This window comes from Viscerimonas tarda, assembly GCF_054601255.1.
Window position 1 is genome coordinate 82,503 of record NZ_BAAHWV010000007.1, and the last position, 21,315, is coordinate 103,817.

15 protein-coding genes are annotated in these 21,315 nt (G+C 42.2%); 7 read left to right on the plus strand and 8 right to left on the minus strand.

What is annotated here, in order from left to right:
• Positions 1-56 precede the first annotated feature (56 nt).
• From ACYPWY_RS04735 to ACYPWY_RS04755, 5 genes are all read left to right on the plus strand, one after another.
• Positions 57-4,454, plus strand: coding sequence for a hybrid sensor histidine kinase/response regulator transcription factor (locus ACYPWY_RS04735; protein WP_459684280.1), 4,398 nt, complete (start codon positions 57-59; stop codon positions 4,452-4,454).
• Between the two features lie 233 nt (positions 4,455-4,687).
• Positions 4,688-5,494, plus strand: a complete 807-nt coding sequence (locus ACYPWY_RS04740) for a KilA-N domain-containing protein (RefSeq protein WP_459684281.1) — start codon at positions 4,688-4,690, stop codon at positions 5,492-5,494.
• 239 nt (positions 5,495-5,733) lie between these two features.
• Positions 5,734-6,375, plus strand: coding sequence for a type IV toxin-antitoxin system AbiEi family antitoxin domain-containing protein (locus ACYPWY_RS04745; RefSeq protein WP_459684282.1), 642 nt, complete (start codon positions 5,734-5,736; stop codon positions 6,373-6,375).
• Positions 6,376-6,389: 14 nt separating this feature from the next.
• Positions 6,390-7,046 carry a GNAT family N-acetyltransferase gene (locus tag ACYPWY_RS04750; protein WP_459684283.1) on the plus strand — a complete coding sequence of 219 codons (657 nt, stop codon included), beginning with the start codon at positions 6,390-6,392 and terminating at the stop codon, positions 7,044-7,046.
• A 54-nt stretch (positions 7,047-7,100) separates the two neighbouring features.
• A complete protein-coding gene (locus tag ACYPWY_RS04755) occupies positions 7,101-7,940 on the plus strand; it encodes a nucleotidyl transferase AbiEii/AbiGii toxin family protein (protein WP_459684284.1) in 840 nt (279 codons plus the stop codon).
• 41 nt (positions 7,941-7,981) lie between these two features.
• On the opposite strand, the gene ACYPWY_RS04760 is transcribed toward ACYPWY_RS04755, so the two are convergent.
• Positions 7,982-9,841, minus strand: coding sequence for a DNA topoisomerase IV subunit B (locus ACYPWY_RS04760; protein ID WP_459684285.1), 1,860 nt, complete (start codon positions 9,839-9,841; stop codon positions 7,982-7,984).
• Between the two features lie 91 nt (positions 9,842-9,932).
• Positions 9,933-11,063: a hypothetical protein gene (locus ACYPWY_RS04765; protein WP_459684286.1), complete on the minus strand. Its 1,131-nt coding sequence runs from the start codon at positions 11,061-11,063 to the stop codon at positions 9,933-9,935.
• Between the two features lie 375 nt (positions 11,064-11,438).
• Here ACYPWY_RS04765 and ACYPWY_RS04770 point away from each other — a divergent pair, with 375 nt between their 5' ends.
• The gene (locus tag ACYPWY_RS04770) at positions 11,439-12,917 is read left to right on the plus strand and encodes a hypothetical protein (RefSeq protein ID WP_459684287.1); all 1,479 of its coding nucleotides are present in this window, start codon (positions 11,439-11,441) and stop codon (positions 12,915-12,917) included.
• Between the two features lie 185 nt (positions 12,918-13,102).
• On the opposite strand, the gene ACYPWY_RS04775 is transcribed toward ACYPWY_RS04770, so the two are convergent.
• The 4 genes from ACYPWY_RS04775 to ACYPWY_RS04790 form a co-directional block, all read right to left on the minus strand.
• On the minus strand, positions 13,103-14,179 hold the full coding sequence (locus ACYPWY_RS04775) for a Fic family protein (protein WP_459684288.1): 1,077 nt from the start codon (positions 14,177-14,179) through the stop codon (positions 13,103-13,105).
• Between the two features lie 157 nt (positions 14,180-14,336).
• Positions 14,337-15,143: a C40 family peptidase gene (locus ACYPWY_RS04780; protein ID WP_459684289.1), complete on the minus strand. Its 807-nt coding sequence runs from the start codon at positions 15,141-15,143 to the stop codon at positions 14,337-14,339.
• Between the two features lie 124 nt (positions 15,144-15,267).
• Positions 15,268-16,266, minus strand: coding sequence for a class II fructose-bisphosphate aldolase (locus ACYPWY_RS04785; RefSeq protein WP_459684290.1), 999 nt, complete (start codon positions 16,264-16,266; stop codon positions 15,268-15,270).
• Positions 16,267-16,547: 281 nt separating this feature from the next.
• Positions 16,548-16,718 carry a hypothetical protein gene (locus tag ACYPWY_RS04790; protein WP_459684291.1) on the minus strand — a complete coding sequence of 57 codons (171 nt, stop codon included), beginning with the start codon at positions 16,716-16,718 and terminating at the stop codon, positions 16,548-16,550.
• A 381-nt stretch (positions 16,719-17,099) separates the two neighbouring features.
• Here ACYPWY_RS04790 and ACYPWY_RS04795 point away from each other — a divergent pair, with 381 nt between their 5' ends.
• A complete protein-coding gene (locus ACYPWY_RS04795) occupies positions 17,100-19,643 on the plus strand; it encodes an adenosylcobalamin-dependent ribonucleoside-diphosphate reductase (RefSeq protein WP_459684292.1) in 2,544 nt (847 codons plus the stop codon).
• Between the two features lie 187 nt (positions 19,644-19,830).
• On the opposite strand, the gene ACYPWY_RS04800 is transcribed toward ACYPWY_RS04795, so the two are convergent.
• Together ACYPWY_RS04800 and ACYPWY_RS04805 are read right to left on the minus strand one after the other, a co-directional pair.
• On the minus strand, positions 19,831-20,160 hold the full coding sequence (locus tag ACYPWY_RS04800; RefSeq protein WP_459684293.1) for a MerR family transcriptional regulator: 330 nt from the start codon (positions 20,158-20,160) through the stop codon (positions 19,831-19,833).
• Positions 20,161-20,243: 83 nt separating this feature from the next.
• Positions 20,244-21,224, minus strand: coding sequence for a M23 family metallopeptidase (locus ACYPWY_RS04805; RefSeq protein WP_459684294.1), 981 nt, complete (start codon positions 21,222-21,224; stop codon positions 20,244-20,246).
• Between the last annotated feature and the right edge of the window lie 91 nt (positions 21,225-21,315).

A 21,315-nucleotide genomic window follows, 5' to 3' on the forward strand; every position in this document is an offset into this window, starting at 1 on the left:
CATTATTTTATTATATTTGCATCTTTGGAACCTTGAACTTTGAAACCTAAAAAACTATGCATAAAATCTTTGCCTTTATCGTTTTTTGCAGCATTGGCGCAACAAATGTCGCCGCTCAGCTTTCGCACTATTTCGAGCATTATTCCATCGAAGAAGGATTGCCCCAATATACCATTATGGAGATTATACAGGACCATAAGGGCTTTATGTGGTTTGCAACATGGGACGGCTTTTCCAAGTTCGACGGCTACCGGTTCAAAAATTACAAGGTACAATCGGGCGATACCTATTATATGAAGAGCAACCGGATTGAGAACCTGTGCGAGGACAAGTACGGGAATATCTGGTTGAAATCGTACGATGGCGAGGCGCATTGTTTCGACCCCCATACCGAAACTTTCAAGGGAATACAATCTATTCCCGGATACGAAAACTACCCGTTTCAGCTGTCGCAAATCAAGGTGCAGCCATCGGGAAAAGTTTGGTTGCTGTCCCTGCAAAATGGCTGTATCTGCATAACCGATTCCCTGTTTTCGGCCAAAGTATATAACGCGCCCAAAGGGCAATTGAAAGGGAATTCCGTTCATTTGGTACACGAAGACAAAAACAGCAACTCGTGGATACTGACTGATAATGGATTATGCCTTGTCAGAAGCGGACAGGACGAAACACTTCCTTTCTTTTTCGATAACAAGCTGGGGAACGAAAACCAAAGTTTTTTCTCGGCCATTGAGTTCGACAAAGAGATATGGTTTGGCTCGAACAAAGGGCGGATTTGGAAATATATAAAATCGACCGGCAAATTCAGCCTTCTCGAAACGCCTACAAGCTCCGATATTACCGGTTTTCAGGCCATACAGGGCGGTGAGCTGGTTATCTCGACCTCAAACGATGGATTCCTGACCTACAATCAAGCAGATGATACATTCCTGAAATACAACAGCGCAAATACCAAAGAACTGAAGAATAATCACGTAGTCCTCCTCTATTTCGACAAACTGCAACAGCTCTGGTTTGAGACGGACGAGCTGGGAATATACAAGTTCGACACCCAAAACAAACAAATAACCTACTTTCATGCAAAAGTAGAAGATATAACTCCGGCATCCATCACACCCCCTATCCCGATGGTTATAGAAGACATTTACGGGCATATATGGGTGCATCCGAAAGGAGGCGGTTTTTCGCAATACGACAAGTATAATAATAGTTTATTACCTTTCTATAATAATCAGTCGTCGCCCGACTGGCGGTTCTCGAATGTATTGCACACGGCCTACTCCGATAAGCAAGGCAATCTTTGGCTGAGCACGCATACGCATGGATTGGAGAAAGTTATATTTGATGTGGATTATTTCAAGATAATCCCGATAAACCCTCATGCCAAGTCGCCGACAGCCAACGATGTACGCGCAGTACTTCAGGATAAAGACAACAATATATGGATTGCCACCAAAAACAATTACCTGAGTGTTTATGACGAAAAATACAACCTGATTGGCTGCTTCACAAGCGCCGGTTCCATCTCAGGCGAACAGCCCTTTCTGGGTCCCGTATATTGCATGATACAGGACAACAAGGGCGATATATGGCTGGGAACCAAAGGAGAAGGAGTTTTCCGAATCCAAAAAACAACAAATCCCAAGCAATACCAAATCGAACAGTTCAAGAAAAGCACAAACGATATTTACAGCATTAGCGACAATGCCATATACAGCATATTTCAGGATTCAAAAGGAAATATCTGGGTAGGGACATTCGGGAATGGCTTGAATCTGGTAAAAACAGATGGAGAAAAAAAGACTGTTTTTATTAATCACCGCAACCTGCTGAAAAATTATCCCATCGAAACAGGCTATCGCGTGCGGTTCATTTCCGAAAATAAATACGGGAACATCAGCGTGGGAACCACTGCCGGATTAATCATGTTTTCATCGACCTTTTCGATGCCCGACGACATTGAATACAAGTACTATACCCGCAGCCCAAGCCAAAAAGAAAGCTTGAGCAGCAACGATGTACACGGCATTTGCAACACAAAAAACGGAGACATGTTTATCGCCACATTCGGCGGTGGAATAAATAAAGTAACCGAATACGACCCAAAAGGCTTTCCGCTGAAATTCAAAGCCTATACCGTTAAAGACGGATTGCCCTCGGACGTGTGTTTAGCCATTCTCGAAGACGAAAAAGGCAAACTATGGGTCAGCGTAGAGAACAGCCTGTCGAAATTTGACCCTGAAACAGAGAACTTTGAAACATTTGCGGGCATAAAACGGCAGATGTCAACCTCTAATTTTTCCGAAGCTTCCGTTTTTCGCTTGAGCAATAACGACCTGGTTTTCGGGTTATCGAACGGCATCCTGACATTTTCGCCGGCGAAGGTTAAAAACAACGATTTCAGACCCTACATCGCCTTTTCCGATTTCAGGCTATTCAATCAGCCGGTCGCTATCGGCAAAAAAGATTCTCCGCTGGAACGAAGCATTGAGGACATTGACGAGCTGGTATTGAAGCACAATCAAAACTCGTTCAGCATCGAATACACAGCCTTGGATTTTAATTTCCCCGACAATATTTTATACGCCTACAAACTCGAAGGTTTTGATAATGACTGGATTTACGCCCAAAAACGGCGGATTGCCAATTACACCAATATACCCAAAGGCGAATATGTATTTCGGGTGAAGTCGAGCAACAGCGAAGGAATCTGGGTGGAAAACGAACGGTCGTTGCCGGTAAAAGTTCTCCCCTCGTTTTGGGAAACTCCCTGGGCGATTTTTTTGTATATTGTGCTGTCGCTGGGGCTTATATTTCTGTCTGTTCATCTGCTGTCCATCTTCTACCAGTTGAAAAACAATGTCGAAATAGAGAAACAATTATCCGAGATGAAATTGCGCTTCTTCACCGACATTTCGCACGAAATCCGCACGCCGCTCACCATGATTACCGCGCCTGTTGATTACCTGCTGTCGGAGAAAGATACGCCGGAAAAGATGAAAACCCAATTGAATCTGGTCTCCCAAAATACGAACCGGATATTACGGCTTGTGAATCAGATTCTTGACTTCAGGAAAATGCAGCACTTCCAGCTGAAAATTCAGGAAACGGATTTGGGCGCTTTTGTCGAAAGCATAAGCAAAACCTTTGACGAAGAGGTGCGAAAACACCGGATCAACTTTAAGTTTGTCAATCAGGCGAAGGCCGAAAAAGTGTGGGTTGACCGCGATTGCATAGAAAAAATCGTGATGAACTTGCTTTCAAACGCCTTTAAATATACGCCCGACGAAAAGACAATTGAAATGACGGTGAAAGGAAACGAAAAACAGCTATCCATCGAGGTGAAGGACGAAGGTTGCGGCATATCGAAAGAAAAACAAAAGAGCCTGTTCACCCGTTTTGCCTCCTTCAACGAAGACAAAAGCAAGCCCAGCACGGGGATTGGACTATTCCTTGTAAAAGATTTGCTGAACAAGCATGGCGGAAAAATAACCGTTGACAGCGAACTGGGCAAAGGAAGTCTTTTTGTAGTAAGCTTCCCGCGCGGACTAAACCACTTCGATGATACCACAGAAATAATTGCGCCCGATTCGCAACCGGAAGATAAAAACGAATTGCCGGAACCGGTTGCCGAAACAGAACTGACCGAACAGCAGGAAACACCGGAGAAAAAGCCAAAGATATTGGTGGTGGAAGACGACGCCGATTTGCGAACATTTATCAAGACGCTGCTCGAACAGGATTACATTGTTGTTGAGGCCGAAGATGGAATTGCAGGTTTGGAAAAAACGAAGAAAACAAGTCCCGACTTTGTTGTCAGCGACGTGATGATGCCCCGCATGAATGGCATAGAATTGCTCCAGAAACTCAAAGAAGACATCACTACAAGCCATATTCCGGTGGTGCTGCTGACAGCAAAAGCCACCATCGAAAGCAAGTTGGAAGGGTTGACTTACGGAGCCGATGACTACATCACCAAACCATTCAGCGTACCCTATTTCCGCGCCCGGATTAATAACCTGATTGAACAGCGCAAACGCTTGCAGGTAATTTATCGCACGCAACTCACCACATCGTCCAACATCGAATTTGAACCGCAACCATTCGTTATTACTTCCCAGGACGAAATCCTGATGAAAAAAGCGATTGACATCATTGAGAAGAACATGGATAACAGCGAATTTACGGTTGAAGAACTAAGTTCGTCGGTTGGCATGAGCCGCTCGGTATTTTTCGACAAGGTAAAAAGCTTGACAGGCCTTGCCCCCCTGGAATTTATCCGAGATATAAAATTGAAGCGGGCGGCACAGCTATTAGCCTCGGGTGAATTTATGGTGAAAGAAGCATCGTTTATGATTGGCTTTTCCGACACCAAATATTTCGGAAAATGCTTCAAATCCAAATACGGAGTAACGGCTCACGAATACAAGAACGGCATTCGTCAGCGTGTGTAAAAAAAAAGAAAAGCCCGCAATATCACATTGCAGGCAAATCTTTAATTTTCATCTAATACATGAAAAACACACATCTACTAAGTACTAATATAACAAAGTAGGTTGGGAAAAGGTTCAGAAAAAATTAGCAAATTAGTAAATTTGACAATTAGTAAATGTATTGAGATGGGAAAAAAGAAAACGAAATTGGGGATACTGTTGGAGTTTTTAGAAACGATATAAGTATTTGAAATATGGCAAAAATAAATGTAAAACAAACAGATGTAACAATTATCAAAATTGATGATGTTGATTATATTTCGCTAACAGATATTGCGAAAGCAAAAAATCCGGATGCTAACGGCGTAATAGCAAATTGGTTGCGAAACCGTAACACCATTGAATATTTGGGGATTTGGGAATATCTGTACAATCCGAATTTTAAACCCCTCGAATTCGAGGGGTTTAAAAACGAAGCAGGGGCAAATGCTTTCACAATGTCGCCTCAAAAATGGACTGATGCCACGAAAGCCATTGGAATTATTTCTAAATCAGGACGTTATGGAGGAACGTTTGCTCACAAGGACATTGCGTTTAAATTTGCAAGTTGGATTTCTGTGGAATTTGAACTATATATTGTCAAAGAGTTTCAACGCCTCAAAGAAGAAGAACAGAAGCAACTTGGTTGGTCGGCGAATCGAGAATTAGCAAAAATCAATTACCATATTCACACCGATGCTATTAAGCAAAATCTTATTCCACAAGAGCTTACAGCTTCACAAATATCTTACGTTTATGCCAACGAAGCCGATGTGTTGAATATAGCTCTATTTGGAATGACAGCAAAAGAATGGCGCGACAATAATCCCAATTTGAAAGGTAATATCCGCGATTATGCCACAATTAACGAGCTAATTTGTCTTTCAAATATGGAAAATTTGAATGCTGTTTTTATTAACGAAAACATTATACAAAGCGAACGGTTGATAAAACTCAATAAAATTGCCATTCAGCAAATGACTGTTTTACAGGAAGTTGAAAATAGGCGATTGTTAAAATAATCCGACAATGTATTGAGCTAGGAAAAAAGAAAACGGAATTGGGGGTGTTGGATTTTTTTTGAAATCTTGGCTGGCGCGGACATGTTGTCCGTGCCTACATACCAATTCGTTGCCAAACATAGGCTGCAAGGCTGTAGTAACAGAAACGGAAGCAGTAATTATTGCACACTTTGTTGAAATAAAATCAACTATCTGTGAAATATTTTCTATCTTTGCACCCAATATATGCAGATAGAAAAATGAACGAATTAGAAAAGTTTGGAAATATACCGATTGACAACGCTGTTTTGTCCGACATAACAGGCAATTACAACTTCCCTCGAAACAAGGTTGCCTCCATGGAAAAGCGGGGCGATATTATTCGTTTGAAAAAAGGCTTGTATGTGGTTTCGGACAAAATCAGCCACAAGCAAATTTCGCGCGAGTTGATTGCCAATCATTTATATGGCGTTTCATACATTTCACTCGAAACGGCGCTGTCGCATTACGGACTGATACCCGAAAAGGTTTTTGCCATTCGTTCCATTACAACCAAGCGGGCAAAGCAGTTTGAGAATGCTTTCGGACGTTTTGAATATATTACCATGCCAACAGATTATTTTTCGATTGGTATTCGCCAACAAATAGTTGATAATGAATATGCTTACCTCATCGCCACACCCGAAAAGGCGCTTTGCGATTTGATTATCGCCACGCCTAGTGTGCGGATTCAATCCGTCAAGGCGATGCAAGCGTATTTGGAAGATGATTTGCGGATTGATTTTTCGGCAGTTGAAAATATTGATTTGGATGTGATTGGGCAATGTGCTGAGGTTGGACGGAAGAAGGGGGAATTGGGGTTGTTATTGGAGTTTTTAGAATGTGATTTAACACGCAAATAACAAAAAATTGAAATATGGATATTTACATTAACAGTCAAATGTTTGAGATTTACAAAATTCAAAATTCGGAAATAAATGAAGTTGCCGAAATTCTGACCGATGCGTTTAAAACGAATCCTGCATATTCTCTTATATTCAAAACAAAACAGGAAGAGGGATTGTTTTGGTTATTCAAAACGGCTCTTTTTATCAATAATCATAAACGCAAACTGACGAGTGTTGTGAAAGAAAAGAATACAAATAAAATAATCGGAACATTCACTTTCATACCACCGAAAGGTGTGCAAAATGGGCTTTCTATCTATTTGAAAATCGGAATTATAAAGTTTATATTGAAATTTGGAATAAATTCATTGGTTAGAATGCTTAAATTAGATTCTTTAAACAAAAACAGATTGACGAAATCAATAAAGTCCGCTGAATATTATTATTTGTCTATGGTGGTAATTCGCAAAGAATACAGAGGCGCAGGAATTGGAACTTCAGTTTTAAAGCCCGCTATTCAAGAATTTATTGCGTCTAATCCTGCCTGTAATTTAATTGGATTAACCACTCAACTACCTGAAAATGTAACATTTTATTCGCGTTTAGGCTTTGATAAAATAGATGAGGGCTATGTTGATTTCAAGAAAGACAGATATTATAATTACAATATGCAAATGTCGAATTAAAAATCTGTGTAAATCAGTTTATCTGTGTTATCCGCGTGCTAAAAAAATAAAGATATGAACTCAATTTTCCAAAATATGCTCTCGCGTTACGAAATACGCACAAAGGACGATTACACGAACGCCCTGCACGAAGTGATGCAACAAACAGCCTTAGCTGGCTTGTATCACGGTGGTTTTTTTAACCATGCTGCTTTTTATGATGGTACTTGCCTGCGCATTTTTTATGGTTTAGGGCGATTTAGTGAAGATATGGACTTTTCGCTTTTGCAGCCCGATGAAAATTTTCATTTGGAAAACTATTTCGATGCCATAACCGCTGAATTTCATTCGCTTGGGCGGGAAATCAGTATCACGCGAAAAGAGAAGAAAACGCAAACTAATGTAGAATCGGCGTTTTTGAAGGACAACACCGAAATTTACAATTTGGCTTTTACCACCGAAAAAAGCATAAAAATAAAAATCGAAGTCGATACACAGCCACCCTTGGGCTTTTCAACGGAACACAAACTATTGATGTTGCCCTTTTCTTTTATGGTGCGCTGTTATACACTACCCGATTTATATGCCGGAAAAATGCACGCGCTCTTGTTCCGCGCATGGAAAAGCCGGGTAAAAGGGCGCGATTGGTATGATTTCGAGTGGTATGTTCGTAATAATACCGAATTGAATTTTAGGCACTTGCAACAACGATCGGAACAAATCAATGTAATCAAAAGCGAGGATTTTACACCCGAAATTTTCAAAAACTTATTGAAAGAAAAAATCCTGAAGACGGATATTGATTCAGTCAAAAACGATATTCGCCCATTTATCAAAAATGCTTCAGAAATGGATATTTGGTCAGCGGATTATTTTTTGCAATTGGTTGACAGGATTAATTTTAGTTCAAAATAAGCCGCGGGCAATTTTGGGCAGACACACAAGGTCTGCCCCTACTACTCATCTTCCTCAACCACCAAATTATCTATAATAAATACCTGTCTTTCGGGGGTATTTTTCCCCATATAGAAGTTGAGCATTTCTTTTACGAGGTCTTCTTTTTTCATCGTTACCTTGTCGAGGCGGATGTCTTTGCCGATAAAATGCCTGAATTCGTCCGGTGATATTTCGCCCAAACCTTTGAAGCGGGTTATTTCGGGATTGGCGCCCAATTTGCTTATCGCTGCTATGCGTTCTTCTTCGGTGTAGCAATAAATCGTTTCCTTTTTGTTCCGCACCCTGAACAAGGGTGTTTGCAGAATATAAACGTGATTTTTCTTGACCAAATCGGGGAAAAACTGCAAAAAGAACGTCAGCAACAGCAAGCGGATGTGCATACCATCGGTGTCGGCATCGGTTGCTACAATCACTTTATTGTAGCGCAATCCGTCCAGGCCGTCTTCAATATTCAATGCCGCCTGAAGCAGGTTGAACTCTTCATTTTCATAAACAATTTTTTTGGTCAGCCCAAACGAGTTAAGGGGCTTTCCCCTCAAGCTGAACACCGCTTGCAGGTTAGGATTGCGGCTCTTTGTTATAGAACCGCTGGCCGAATCGCCCTCTGTTATAAAAATGCAGGTATCGTCCAAGCTATCGCCTTTAGTATCATTGTAATGGATGCGGCAGTCGCGCAATTTCCGGTTGTGCAGATTCGCTTTCTTTGCCCGGTCGCGAGCCAGCTTGGTAACTCCGGCAATGGCTTTGCGCTCTTTTTCGGAGTCCAATATCTTTTTCAACAATATTTCGGAAGTTTCGGAGTTGCGGTGCAGGTAATTATCCAGTTCTTTTTTAATAAAGTCCCCGATAAACTTCTGAACCGAAGGCCCGTCAGGCCCCATATCCCGGGAGCCCAGTTTTGTTTTGGTCTGCGATTCAAAAACCGGTTCTTCCACTTTTATGCTGATGGCGGCCACAATACCGCTGCGAATATCGGCATAATCGAAGCTTTTGTTGTAGTATTCTTTAATCACCCGCGACAAAGTCTCTCTGAAAGCCGATTGATGCGTACCCCCCTGCGTGGTATGCTGCCCGTTCACAAACGAATAATACTCTTCCCCATACTGATTGGTGTGAGTAATAACAATCTCTATATCAGATTCTTTGAAGTGAATAATCGGATAGAGAGGCTCGGATGTCATATTTTCCTGAAGCAGATCGACAAGTCCGTTTTTCGAGAAGAACTTTTTACCGTTATAAACAATGGTCAGGCCGGTGTTCAGGAAAACATAGTTTTTCAGCAGGCCTTCGATGTATTCGTCCTGATAGGCGTATGCTTTAAATATTTCTTCATCGGGCACAAACTCAATCAATGTTCCGTTTTGTTCGGTAGTGGAAGTCAGCGGGGGTTCATTAACCACAATAGCCCTGTTGTATTCCACCGAAACGCTTTGTTGCTCGCGAAAAGCCTGAATAATAAAATAGGACGACAAGGCATTCACGGCCTTTATACCTACCCCATTCAATCCCACCGACTTTTTAAATGCCTTGGAATCGTATTTAGCGCCGGTATTCATCTTGGAAGACACATCCTTCACCTTGCCCAACGGCACGCCACGCCCGTAGTCGCGCACCTTCACACGACCCTCGGCGATGTTTACTTCGATGGTTTTTCCGTGTCCCATCATGTATTCGTCGATAGAATTATCCAATACTTCTTTCAAAAGGACATAAATCCCATCGTCAGCCGAAGTTCCATCCCCCAACTTACCGATATACATCCCCGGACGGCGGCGTATATGTTCCTGCCAATCAAGTGTTTTTATATCATCATCCGAATAATCGGACACGTTAAGCAAATCATTGTTCAATTCTTCCATATTTCTAATGTGTAAATTAGCAAATGTGATAATTAGCAAATGAGCAAATGAATTAATTTTCAAATTTGCTAATTTACTAATTTGCTAATTGTTATAATTCCTTTATATAAGCCCGCCTTGTTTTGTGATTTTCGGCATTAAAGCCATCCCACAAGGAAGATATTTTGTTATTCGTTTCAAGTTCGGGATTACTTTCGGCAAAGACGAAGCCCGATTTATAGGCCGATGTAATCAGGTCGGCAAAAACCATCGCATTCACCCCTTTCCCCTGGTATTCGGGATCGACGCCGATTATCAGCAAATCTATCACCGGATTGCTCTTCGATTTCAATGCCCTCAGCAAATGAAACCAGCCAAACGGGAAGAGCTTTCCTCTCGATTTTTGCAAAGCTTTTGCAAGACTTGGCATTCCTATCCCAAAAGCAATCACCTGATCGGTTTCTTCTTTGATAATAATCGAAACAATATCCCAGCGAAGGAGCGGAACATATATTTTCACATAATTATCAATTTGCTTTTTCGTCAAGGGCACATAGCCGTACAGCGATTGATAGGCCTTGTTCAGCAAATTGAAAACCTGATCAATGTAGGGCGTTATCTGTTTCAGGCTTTTAAACTTAACGATTTTTAGCCCGTGTTTCTCTCTTACAATCTTCGCTATTCGCTGGTGGCGTTCGGGAACACTGGTCGGAACCTCTATGTAATATTCTTTCCAGTCCACATCTTTCCGGTAGCCCAAGCGTTCTATCTGCTCCTTATAATAAGGGTGGCAATAAATAGTGGCCATGGTTCCAAGCTTGTCAAAACCCTCTATAAGAAGGCCTTCATGATCGAGGTCGGTAAAACCCAAAGGCCCGTGAGCAGCCACTAAACCTTTCGCCCTTGCCCAGTCTTCAACGCGCTTAAACAGGGCATCCACCACCTCATTATCGTCTATAAAGTCCACAAAGCCAAAGCGTACCTGCTTCTGGTTCCATACCTCGTTCGAGCGATGATTGATTATAGCCGCAATCCGCCCAACAATCCGGTTGTCGCGGTAAGCCAAAAACAATTTCATTTCGCAGAAATCAAACGCCGGATTCTTTTTTTCATCCAATGTATCCATCTCGTCCAAAACAAGAGCGGGCACATAATAGGGATTGTTCTTATACAAACTTACCGGAAACTTGACAAACTTAAGCCTGTCAGCCTTGCTTTTTACCTCCGTTATTGTTACAGACATCTATAAATCAATTGGGTTGTGAATGACTAGTAATTTTTAGCGTTACAAATGTACGTTTTTAAACTAAAAACTAAAAGTGAAAAATAAAAAATGAATTAGCTAATTCGATAATTCGGAAATTTGGAAATTGGTAAAGTTGCTGATATGAGCAGGAGATTCCTCCCTTTGGCGCCAATGACTGTCTCCTTTTGAGACAGCCCCTGTTCGTACCTTTTTTCATGCGTTTGCCTAATTGATTTACTCGGTGGTTTTATTAACAAAAAGCCGAAATAACAGTATTATTTTTTTTGACTAATTTTATTTTTGACTAATTTTGTTGCAATCTAAAGTTGTCGCAAGGCATAAATATTTAATAACACCCTAAAGAAATAAAGAATGAAAGCAACCGGTTTTAGAAAATTTATTTTGTTTGCCTGCACAGCGCTATTGCTTACGAGCTGCGATAGTGAATATACCGGCTATATACCTACGGATATTCCCGAAGAATCGCGGGTGGTTGCATACGAATCGTTTACGGATCCTCAAATCGTATTTGTTTTTCGCGAACAACCCAATGCAAATGCAAAAGAAATCGACAAATGGAGGCTGGATAAGAAGGATTTTTTCAATTTTTATGTTACCAGTACTGCCGACGCCAATTGGATTGAGGGATTGAAGCCAGATTATAGTGGGGAACAGGTGCGTCACATAAAATGTTACGTTGACCGCGCAAGTTTCGACAAGGGTGCAAATACAGATCTTTATTGGAAAGCTGAGACCGATAAACCCGTCTTTCTGCGCGAAAGCCCTAACTTCAACGCAGACATAGTTGATACACTGACTTATCATGATTATAGAAAAGGCAAAGGCTTAAATTCCGTACCACTTCACGTACTTGTAGGCGATTTTAACAAGCCGTGGATAACTTTGGGCGAAAGTTACTTCGAAAACGGATCCTATACCAAATATCGGATCGTTCTTCGATATATTGACAAGAAAAGTTTTGACGAATTTTTTACTGTCGAGTATAAGGACATCAACAAAGAATTGAGCGAGTCAAACAAATGGTTTGAAAAATACCAAAAAGAAGAAAAATTACACCAGCAATTAAACAGCAGCGATATGCACCTGTGGATAATGTGGCTAACGCTGTTTTACTTTGCGTGTGCATTTCTTGGCAAGGGAAGAGACAATATCCTGCTTTTCGGCATCGAATACCTGACGCTTATGACTGCTTTCGTAATGGAACTTATCTATTTTGGCTTTTTGGAAAACGATTTTGAATGGTGCAACTGGGACAGATTAGGCATTTTGAAAGCGCTTGGGGGATTTATCGTTTCGGCAATCATTATCTGGATTCAGTTCAAGGGCTATTTCAACCTTATTCGCCAGATAAAACTTTTCAGCCGGCCGTTCAACTCCTATATCGGCACCTTGCTACTGGGCGCTTTTCTGCTTGTGATATTTATTATAGGCGGACTTTCGGGCGCGGATATGGACGACTGGTGGGTAAGCGCAGTAGTAATTGCAGCTTTGGTTATTCAGGAAATTATTATTATCGTCAAATTGCGCCACAACCCTGTAATAATGGTGGCTGCGCTACTCTTTTTGCCCATCGGAATATGCGGATTCTTACTGACTTTCTTTAAGTTTCTCGGTTTTGCAATTATTGTTGCCATAATTGGCATAATTTTTTACGGAATAGGACAGGGCAGTGGCAGCAGTGCGGGTTCTCAAGGCAGTAGCAGCGGCGGCAATTGGGGCGGGGCAAAAAACTGTCCGCATTTTGACGAAGCTTCGATGATGTGTAATCGCGGACACAAGCAGGAGTGCGGTCTCAACAATTCGGGCAGATGCCAACACGGACAGATGTAGAATTTTGATAGTGTAACAAAAAAAATTATCCTTACAAAAAGGAAAGTTGAAGCAGGGCAAAGGCATGAAAATCTCTGTTACGCCAAATTAAGGCTTTCAGCCTTAGCTTGTTCGGACTTTTTCATACGTTTGCCCTGAAAGTTGAAAACTGCCTGTAAGTTGCAAAGTCGGACAAGTTTTGCAACTCAATAGTTAATTTTCCAATAACCGGTTTTATCTGAACCTTTACGAGTTAATATTCCTTGCACTCGTAACTCTTTCAAATGCCGTTCAATTGTTCGGGTAGTTTTTTGCAATAAGATAGACAATTCTTTAGCCGATATATTCGGCTTTGCCTTTATATGTTCTATGATATATTCTTTTACACCGACATTTACAGCTCTATTTACACCGACATTTACACCGACGTTTTCTTCTTTGGTTTCTTCAATAATTGTAATCTCGCCCTTCGCAAGCTGAATAGCCATAGTCATTTTCTTTTCAACGAAGGCGGCGATATAATCAACTAGTGGTTTGGCTTGTTCAATCGTAGCATTAGCCCCCCAATAGGGTTCCATGCCTACATTTTTATCACACTGTCCCAAGATATTAAGATAGTTTTTTCTGTCTGCGGTAGGAATAACTATCATCGGGTAGCCATGCCTATACAAAATATAATTGACTAATAACCGGGCAATACGACCATTCCCATCTTCAAATGGGTGGATGCGGATATAGCGAAAATGAAACAATGCCGCCAAAGCTACAACAGACAACTTGCCTTGTTGCTCCATATCCCGATACCAATTAAGCAAATCGGTCATCATGGAGGGCGTCTCTTCGGGCGAAGCATAGTCAAACAACTCGCCGGAAGGTGTAATGACGGAATTAGGGCGCGTTTTATACACACCAGTATGTATTTTATAACGGTTTTCGCCATCGTTGCTCGTTTTGTAGAAATCGCCTGCGAGGATAGTGCTATTTAATTCACGAACAAAACTCTCGGAAAGAGGGCGTTCTTTATCACAGGCCTCTCTCTTCATCATCTCTAAACCTACGTTATGCGCTTTCATCTCTTCATAATCGCGAAAAAGAGCCTCACCTTCGGTTTTGCCGAACATAAGTAGCAGTTTGGTTTGTCCGTAAGTAAGCGTATTCCCCTCCAAATGATTGGAGTTGTAATTGAAGTCGAACATAAACTGTTGATCCATTCGGTGTTGAATTTCCGGTTTTAGAGGCTGCAACGACTTCCATTCTTTGTATAATCTGTCTATCGTGTTCATAATACAAAAATACGGAATTATTTCAGAAAACGATTGTTTTTTACCAGATGATAATTAGCCTTGCCAGACGAATTTACGATCTATCTGAATATTCTTTCAGATTTAAAATACTTATATTCAATATGATTGGATTACAAATACAATCGAATAGGGACTTTCACACTCCCTCTCCCTCAGGGTGGGCAGGGAAAGGGCATCTAACCCCCGCCAAAGTGTGCGTATATCCCAATCCTTCGTCCGATAAAATCCCTTGATTATCTACCGTATTTATTTTCACTTTGCCCGAGGCGTGTATAATTTGTCCTTTTCCCAGATATATACCTACGTGGATTATCTTTCCGTTCTTTTCAAAAAACAGTAAATCGCCGGCTTCGGCATTTTCAAAATCAACCGGTTCTCCTTCCTTTGCCTGCTGGCTGGCATCCCTTGGCAAGGATATGCCATTCAGCGAAAAAACAACCTGTACAAAGCCTGAGCAGTCAATTCCAAACACTGTTTTTCCTCCCCAAAGATAGGGCGTATTCAGGAATTGAAGCGCGATTGGAACAATTCCGGCCTTACTGCTTTCGGGCAGATAGCTTACAAAGCTGGGATGGATTTGAAACACTTTTTCCCCTACCCCAAACTTGTTCGTATCGGGGTTAAAGTTAGATATTCTACTTCCTGCCGATAGTCGATAAATGGTTTTATCCGTCAACGAAAAAACCTCGGCAACGGGTACGCATGTCCTGAAAACCGGTTGATTTTGCAAAGCCAAATAAACATCGCCCGTTATTTCGGTCAACATCTTTTTGTCTGCCCACCCTTGATAGCCGTCGGCATAATTGGTTATATTCACAAAAGAGCCCTCCGCCTCAAAAACTTCACAAAACTCGCCAAAAAGCAGTTGTGTAACCATTTCCGAAGTTTCGGCAGCTGTTTTTCTCAGCGGCAAAACACTATTCAGATTTATTGCGTATTTCATATCAATAGCCCCCTAATCCCCCGTAGGGGGACTTCAAAAGTCCCCCTACGGGGGATTAGGGGGCTAAAAAGGTCTCAAGGTTATAACCTCAAGACCTTTTCATACAATTATTTAAACAAAAATTTTATGCTTTTCCTGCGCTACCCAACACATTTTCGATTTTGTGTTTGTAGAGTTGTTTCAGGTTATCGCGAGCAGGTCCCAGGTATTTACGTGGGTCGAACTCAGCCGGTTTAGTAGCCATTACTTCACGAATAGCGGCAGTCATTGCCAAACGTCCATCCGAGTCGATATTGATTTTACATACGGCAGAACTTGCTGCTTTGCGAAGCTGTTCTTCGGGGATACCAATTGCATCTTTCAGTTTGCCGCCATATTGGTTGATGATAGCTACCTGATCTTGTGGCACAGACGAAGAACCATGAAGAACGATGGGGAATCCGGGGATTCTCTTTTCAATTTCTTCAAGAATATCGAAACGCAACGGCGGCGGAACCAGAATGCCGTTAGCATCGCGTGTACATTGTTCGGGTGTAAATTTGTTGGCGCCGTGCGATGTACCGATAGAAATAGCCAGTGAATCCACACCGGTTCTTGTTACGAAATCAACCACTTCATCGGGTTCGGTGTAGGTGTGGTGTTCTGCGGCTACATCGTCTTCGATACCGGCCAAAACGCCCAATTCACCTTCAACTGTTACATCGTATTGGTGAGCAAACTCAACCACTTTTTTGGTAAGAGCGATGTTTTCTTCGTACGAAAAATGAGAACCGTCAATCATCACAGACGAGAATCCCATTTCGATACACGATTTACACAGCTCAAACGAATCGCCATGGTCGAGGTGAAGAACGATAGGAATACCGGCGCCGTTGCTAAGCTCCTTCGCATATTCTACTGCTCCCTGAGCCAGGTAGCGAAGCAAAGTTTGATTGGCATATTTGCGGGCGCCACTCGATACTTGCAAAATCACCGGAGATTTTGTTTCTACTGCTGCACTCACAATTGCTTGCATTTGCTCAAGGTTGTTGAAATTGAATGCTGCGATAGCATACTTTCCGTCAAAGGCTTTTTTGAACAACTCTCTCGAGTTTACAAGGCCTAAATCTTTGTAACTTACCATTGTTATAATTTATTTTTAGATAAAACTTAATTGTCTGAAACACTAAAACGACACAAATTTAATCAAATAAACCAAATAAATCACACGGGCTTGTACTAAAAAAAAGAAAGTTCGTAATACTGCAAAACCGCAGTAACAAAATACCCGAAATTTGCTAATTGGAAAGTTCAAAGTTTGAGGTTTCATGTTCAAAGTTTTGTAGGGGCGTTGCATGCAATGTCCCTACAAAAAAACGTTCGAACATTATTTTCCCAGGGCAAACCATGAAAAATTTTAACTGCTTATGCCTTATCGGTAAAGTTGCTGATATGAGCAGGAGATTCCTCCCTTTGGTCGGAATGACTCGCCTGTTGGTGGTTTAAGGGAGTAGGAAGCGGCGGCTTCGCCGCCGCTTCCTCATCCCCTCTCCCAAAAAGGAGACAGTCATTCCGATCAAGGGGGAGGAATCTCATCCGTAACAGTGGTTCTAAATTTTTTCATAGTTTACCCTGATTTCTTCACAACCCTGCTTTTGATTGTATTCGCAATTAAAAAACATACATATTATTACCTTTTTCTTCCATAAAGAATCTCTCAACCTTTTTATTTTTCGCAAAACAGTATAAAACAGCAATTTACTTTCTCGGAAGACTTTTCAAACATAGAGGAAATATAATCAATTAATAATCTGTTAGTTAAAAATATTTTAAGAAATTTTAATATCATGTTTAAAAACAAATTGTTATATAATTTGGTCAACTTGTAGAATATCACTAACATTGTACCGTGATAGTTTTAGTAGTAGTTTTAGTGTTATTCCATGTAATAATCTTGTAAAAAAAATCAAAACAGTAATGGAACAAAATGTTTACACCTTTGATCAGGCATACGAAGCCGCGTTGAATTATTTTGAAGGCGATGAGCTTGCAGCGAAAGTGTGGGTGAATAAGTATGCTTTGAAAGACGCGAAAGGGAATATTTATGAACTTTCGCCTGTTGATATGCACCAGCGATTGGCTGACGAAATCGGCAGAATTGAACAAAAGTACGAGAATCCCCTTTCTAATGAACGACTTGTTGAGCTTTTCGACCATTTTAAATACATTGTGCCGCAAGGTAGCCCGATGACGGGTATCGGAAACAATTTTCAGGTAGCATCGCTGTCCAACTGTTTTGTTATTGGCGTTGATGGGCCAGCCGATTCGTATGGCGCCATTATCCGCATCGACGAAGAGCAAGTGCAACTCATGAAACGCCGTGGAGGTGTTGGGCACGACTTGTCGCACATCCGCCCCAAAGGCTCTCCCGTAAAAAATTCGGCGCTGACTTCTACCGGTCTGGTTCCGTTTATGGAACGCTACTCCAACTCTACACGCGAGGTGGCGCAAGATGGTCGGCGTGGCGCTTTAATGCTGAGCGTATCCATCAAACACCCCGATTCCGAATCGTTTATAGATGCAAAATTGGAGCAGGGAAAGGTTACAGGCGCCAATGTTTCGGTAAAAATTGACGATGATTTTATGCAGGCCGTAATAAACGGCGCCTCATACACACAGCAATATCCCATAGATTCGGATTCGCCCGTGTTCACCAAAGAAATTCAGGCCACCGAACTGTGGAAGAAAATTGTACACAATGCCTGGAAATCGGCAGAACCCGGCGTTTTGTTCTGGGACACCATTTTAAGGGAATCGGTGCCGGATTGCTATGCCGACCTGGGTTTCAGAACAGTATCAACCAATCCCTGCGGAGAAATTCCACTCTGCCCTTACGACAGTTGCCGGTTGCTGGCCATCAATTTGTACTCGTATGTGGTTAATCCGTTTACCGATAAAGCTTATTTCGATTTCGACCTGTTTAAGGAACACGTACAGTTAGCCCAACGCATCATGGATGACATTATTGATCTGGAAATGGAAAAGATTGATAAAATCCTGAAAAAAATAATAGACGACCCCGAAACCGAAGAAGTGAAATCGACTGAAAAATGCCTTTGGGAAAAAATCCGTAAAAGAACCCTTCAGGGTCGGCGTACAGGGGTTGGCATAACTGCCGAAGGCGATATGATTGCGGCGATGAACCTCCGCTACGGAACCGAAGAAGCAACAGCCTTTGCCGAAGAAGTGCAACGCACCCTGGCCTTGGAAGCCTACCGCTCATCCGTTGAAATGGCAAAAGAAAGAGGCGCATTCGAGCTGTTCGATATAGAACGCGAAAAAGAAAATCCGTTTATGAACAGGTTGTGGAGCGAAGACCCGCAACTGTACAATGACATGAAAAAATATGGCCGGCGCAACATTGCCTGCCTCACCATCGCCCCCACAGGCACCACCAGTTTGATGACCCAATCGACATCGGGCATCGAGCCCGTATTCTTGCCGGTTTATACGCGCCGCCGCAAGGTGAACCCGAACGACTCGCAGGTTAAGATAGACTTTGTGGACGAAAACGGCGATTCGTGGGAAGAATACACTATTTTCCACCACAAATTTGTAACCTGGATGGAGGCAAAAGGCCACCCCACAACCAAAAAATATACCTCAGCCGAAATAGACGCTCTGGTAGCCGAATCGCCTTACTTTAAAGCAACATCCAACGATGTGGACTGGATGCAAAAAGTAAAAATGCAAGGGCGGATTCAGAAGTGGGTCGATCATTCAATCAGCGTAACCATCAACCTTCCTGCGGATGCTTCCGAGGAGCTGGTCAACAAACTCTATATAGAAGCGTGGAAGTGCGGGTGCAAAGGTTGCACGGTATATCGCGATGGCTCGCGCTCGGGAGTTTTGATTTCTACGGGTGAGGCCGAGGCCAACAAAAAGAAAGAAGACTGTTTTGAACGACCGATGATAGTTACTTCGCGACCGAAAGAGCTTGAAACTGACGTCATCAAATTTCAGAACAACAAAGAAAAATGGATTGCCTTTATCGGATTATTGGATGGACGGCCATACGAAATCTTTACCGGATTGTTGGATGATGACGAAGGCCTTATGTTGCCGAAGCACATTTCCACCGGAGTTATCATTAAAACGGTAAACGATGAGGGGAAAAGAAGCTACGACTTCCAATTCAAGAACAAGAGAGGCTATAAAACCACCATCGAAGGGCTGAACAGTATGTTCAAACCCGAGTATTGGAATTATGCGAAACTGATTTCAGGCGTATTACGCTACGGAATGCCAATCGACCAGGCCGTAAAACTTGTTCAGGGACTTGAGCTGGACAGCGAAACAATCAATACATGGAAAAATGGCGTGGAACGGGCATTGAAAAAGTACCTGCCAAATGGGGCGGAAGCAAAAGGCCAGAAATGCCCCGTCTGCGGACAAGAAACCCTCGTCTATCAGGAAGGCTGCTTGAAATGTACCAATTGCGGTGCATCGAAGTGCGGGTAATATTTTTAGCGGCTGTTTTATAGGAACGCAGATTACGCAAATTATCGCAAAAAATCACTGTTGTTTTGAGAATTGATTGATTTCAAACAATATATAATTTGCGTAAATTTGCGTAATCTGCGTAATTCGCGTTCAGAGATTGCGGGTCAGATCCCGCAATGACAACTATTAGTTGATTTGCAAGCTATTACAATCCATCAAAACTCATTCTCAAATCTTCCAGTTCGGTTTTGATGCTTTCGAGGCGGTTCAGGAGTTCTATGCGGCGGGTTTCTTCGTCCTTTCTTGTTTTCAGGGTTTGCTGTGCGCCTTCAATGGTCATTTTCCGTTCCTTCAGCAAAGAATAGATGAGCTGCACCGCTTCAATGTCTTTTTGGGTGTATTGGCGTATTCCGCCCTCAGTTTTGCCCGGCCTGATTTCGTCAAACTTCTTTTCCCAATAGCGCAAAGTATGCTCCTCCACATTAAAGTGGGCGGCAACCTCCTTGATGGAATAAAAAAGTTTATTGCTATCCATACCTTTTAAATTGAAGCCCTTTCCAACCTCCCCGAGGGGAGGCTTTAAAGTCCCCTTACGGGGGATTAGGGGGCTGATTTTTTCTAATTCGTGTCCATCACCTGTCCGTGATTTGCTGCAATTTGCAACATCTGGTCGTATTCTTCGGGCGAAAGATCCATAAAGTAATAGTTGGCCGGATTATCGGGTTTCCCTTTCACGTGTACTTCGTAATGCAAGTGAGGGCCTGTCGATTTACCGGTATTCCCCACTTCACCGATTTTTTCGCCGCGAATCATTTTTTGTCCCACATGTGCCTTGTACTCGCTCAAGTGTGCGTAAAGCGTCTGATAACCAAAGCCATGATCGACAATAATACACTTCCCGAAACCTTGCTTCCAATCGGCATATACAACGGTTCCATTTCCGGTAACATAAACATCCGTGCCTTCTCTGGAGGTAAAGTCCATCCCTGCATGAAAACGCAAGGTGCCGTATATGGGGTCGATGCGCGTGCCATAGCCCGAGGCAACCCTCGACAAATCTGTTTTGGCAACCGGCAGAATACTGGGTATGTGGAGCAAGCGGTCTTTTTGTTGCTTGGCCATCTTCACAATAGCATCGAACGACCGGGACTGAATATATAACTGCTTGGAAAGCAAATCCATTTTTTGTGTTGTCTGTACAATTAAATCAGGATTCGGCAACTCCAACAGGTAATCGTAGCGACCCACTCCGCCATAACCCGAATTTCGGATGGTGGTAGGTATAGGATCGGCATGAAAAATAGCGCGGTAAAGATTATCATCCCGTTGCTGAATATCCTTCAGCACAAGCGAAACTTCGCCCAAGCGCTTCGAGAGCAAACCGTATTGCGTCCGAATCAGGCGATTTTCTTTTTTCAACTCCATTTCTTTTGGCGAATCGAGCAAGAAATTGGTTACGCCCCAATAGCTTAAAGCGCCTATCAATATACCGATAGACAAGTTTCGGGTTACAATCAGCAAGCGTCTTATAAAACTGGGATAAACTCTGTCGTACGACAGAGTTTGGGAATTGTAAACATAATAAACCTTTTTCTTCATGCTCTATTCTTCATGCTTTATTATCACAATCACACATAATTTATTGCGGGTATAGTCGCAAAAGTAAACTTTTTGCCTTATTTTTGCAAAT

Excerpts from the sequence above, each read along its gene's own strand:
- ACYPWY_RS04745 (WP_459684282.1), top strand. The coding sequence starts at position 5,734 with ATGAACGAATTAGAAAAGTTTGGAAATATACCGATTGACAACGCTGTT.
- ACYPWY_RS04750 (WP_459684283.1), top strand. The coding sequence starts at position 6,390 with ATGGATATTTACATTAACAGTCAAATGTTTGAGATTTACAAAATTCAA.
- ACYPWY_RS04805 (WP_459684294.1), bottom strand. The coding sequence starts at position 21,224 with ATGAAGAAAAAGGTTTATTATGTTTACAATTCCCAAACTCTGTCGTAC.
- ACYPWY_RS04795 (WP_459684292.1), top strand. The coding sequence starts at position 17,100 with ATGGAACAAAATGTTTACACCTTTGATCAGGCATACGAAGCCGCGTTG.
- ACYPWY_RS04780 (WP_459684289.1), bottom strand. The coding sequence starts at position 15,143 with ATGAAATACGCAATAAATCTGAATAGTGTTTTGCCGCTGAGAAAAACA.
- ACYPWY_RS04775 (WP_459684288.1), bottom strand. The coding sequence starts at position 14,179 with ATGAACACGATAGACAGATTATACAAAGAATGGAAGTCGTTGCAGCCT.
- ACYPWY_RS04800 (WP_459684293.1), bottom strand. The coding sequence starts at position 20,160 with ATGGATAGCAATAAACTTTTTTATTCCATCAAGGAGGTTGCCGCCCAC.
- ACYPWY_RS04735 (WP_459684280.1), top strand. The coding sequence starts at position 57 with ATGCATAAAATCTTTGCCTTTATCGTTTTTTGCAGCATTGGCGCAACA.
- ACYPWY_RS04755 (WP_459684284.1), top strand. The coding sequence starts at position 7,101 with ATGAACTCAATTTTCCAAAATATGCTCTCGCGTTACGAAATACGCACA.
- ACYPWY_RS04770 (WP_459684287.1), top strand. The coding sequence starts at position 11,439 with ATGAAAGCAACCGGTTTTAGAAAATTTATTTTGTTTGCCTGCACAGCG.
- ACYPWY_RS04785 (WP_459684290.1), bottom strand. The coding sequence starts at position 16,266 with ATGGTAAGTTACAAAGATTTAGGCCTTGTAAACTCGAGAGAGTTGTTC.
- ACYPWY_RS04740 (WP_459684281.1), top strand. The coding sequence starts at position 4,688 with ATGGCAAAAATAAATGTAAAACAAACAGATGTAACAATTATCAAAATT.
- ACYPWY_RS04760 (WP_459684285.1), bottom strand. The coding sequence starts at position 9,841 with ATGGAAGAATTGAACAATGATTTGCTTAACGTGTCCGATTATTCGGAT.
- ACYPWY_RS04790 (WP_459684291.1), bottom strand. The coding sequence starts at position 16,718 with ATGAGATTCCTCCCCCTTGATCGGAATGACTGTCTCCTTTTTGGGAGA.
- ACYPWY_RS04765 (WP_459684286.1), bottom strand. The coding sequence starts at position 11,063 with ATGTCTGTAACAATAACGGAGGTAAAAAGCAAGGCTGACAGGCTTAAG.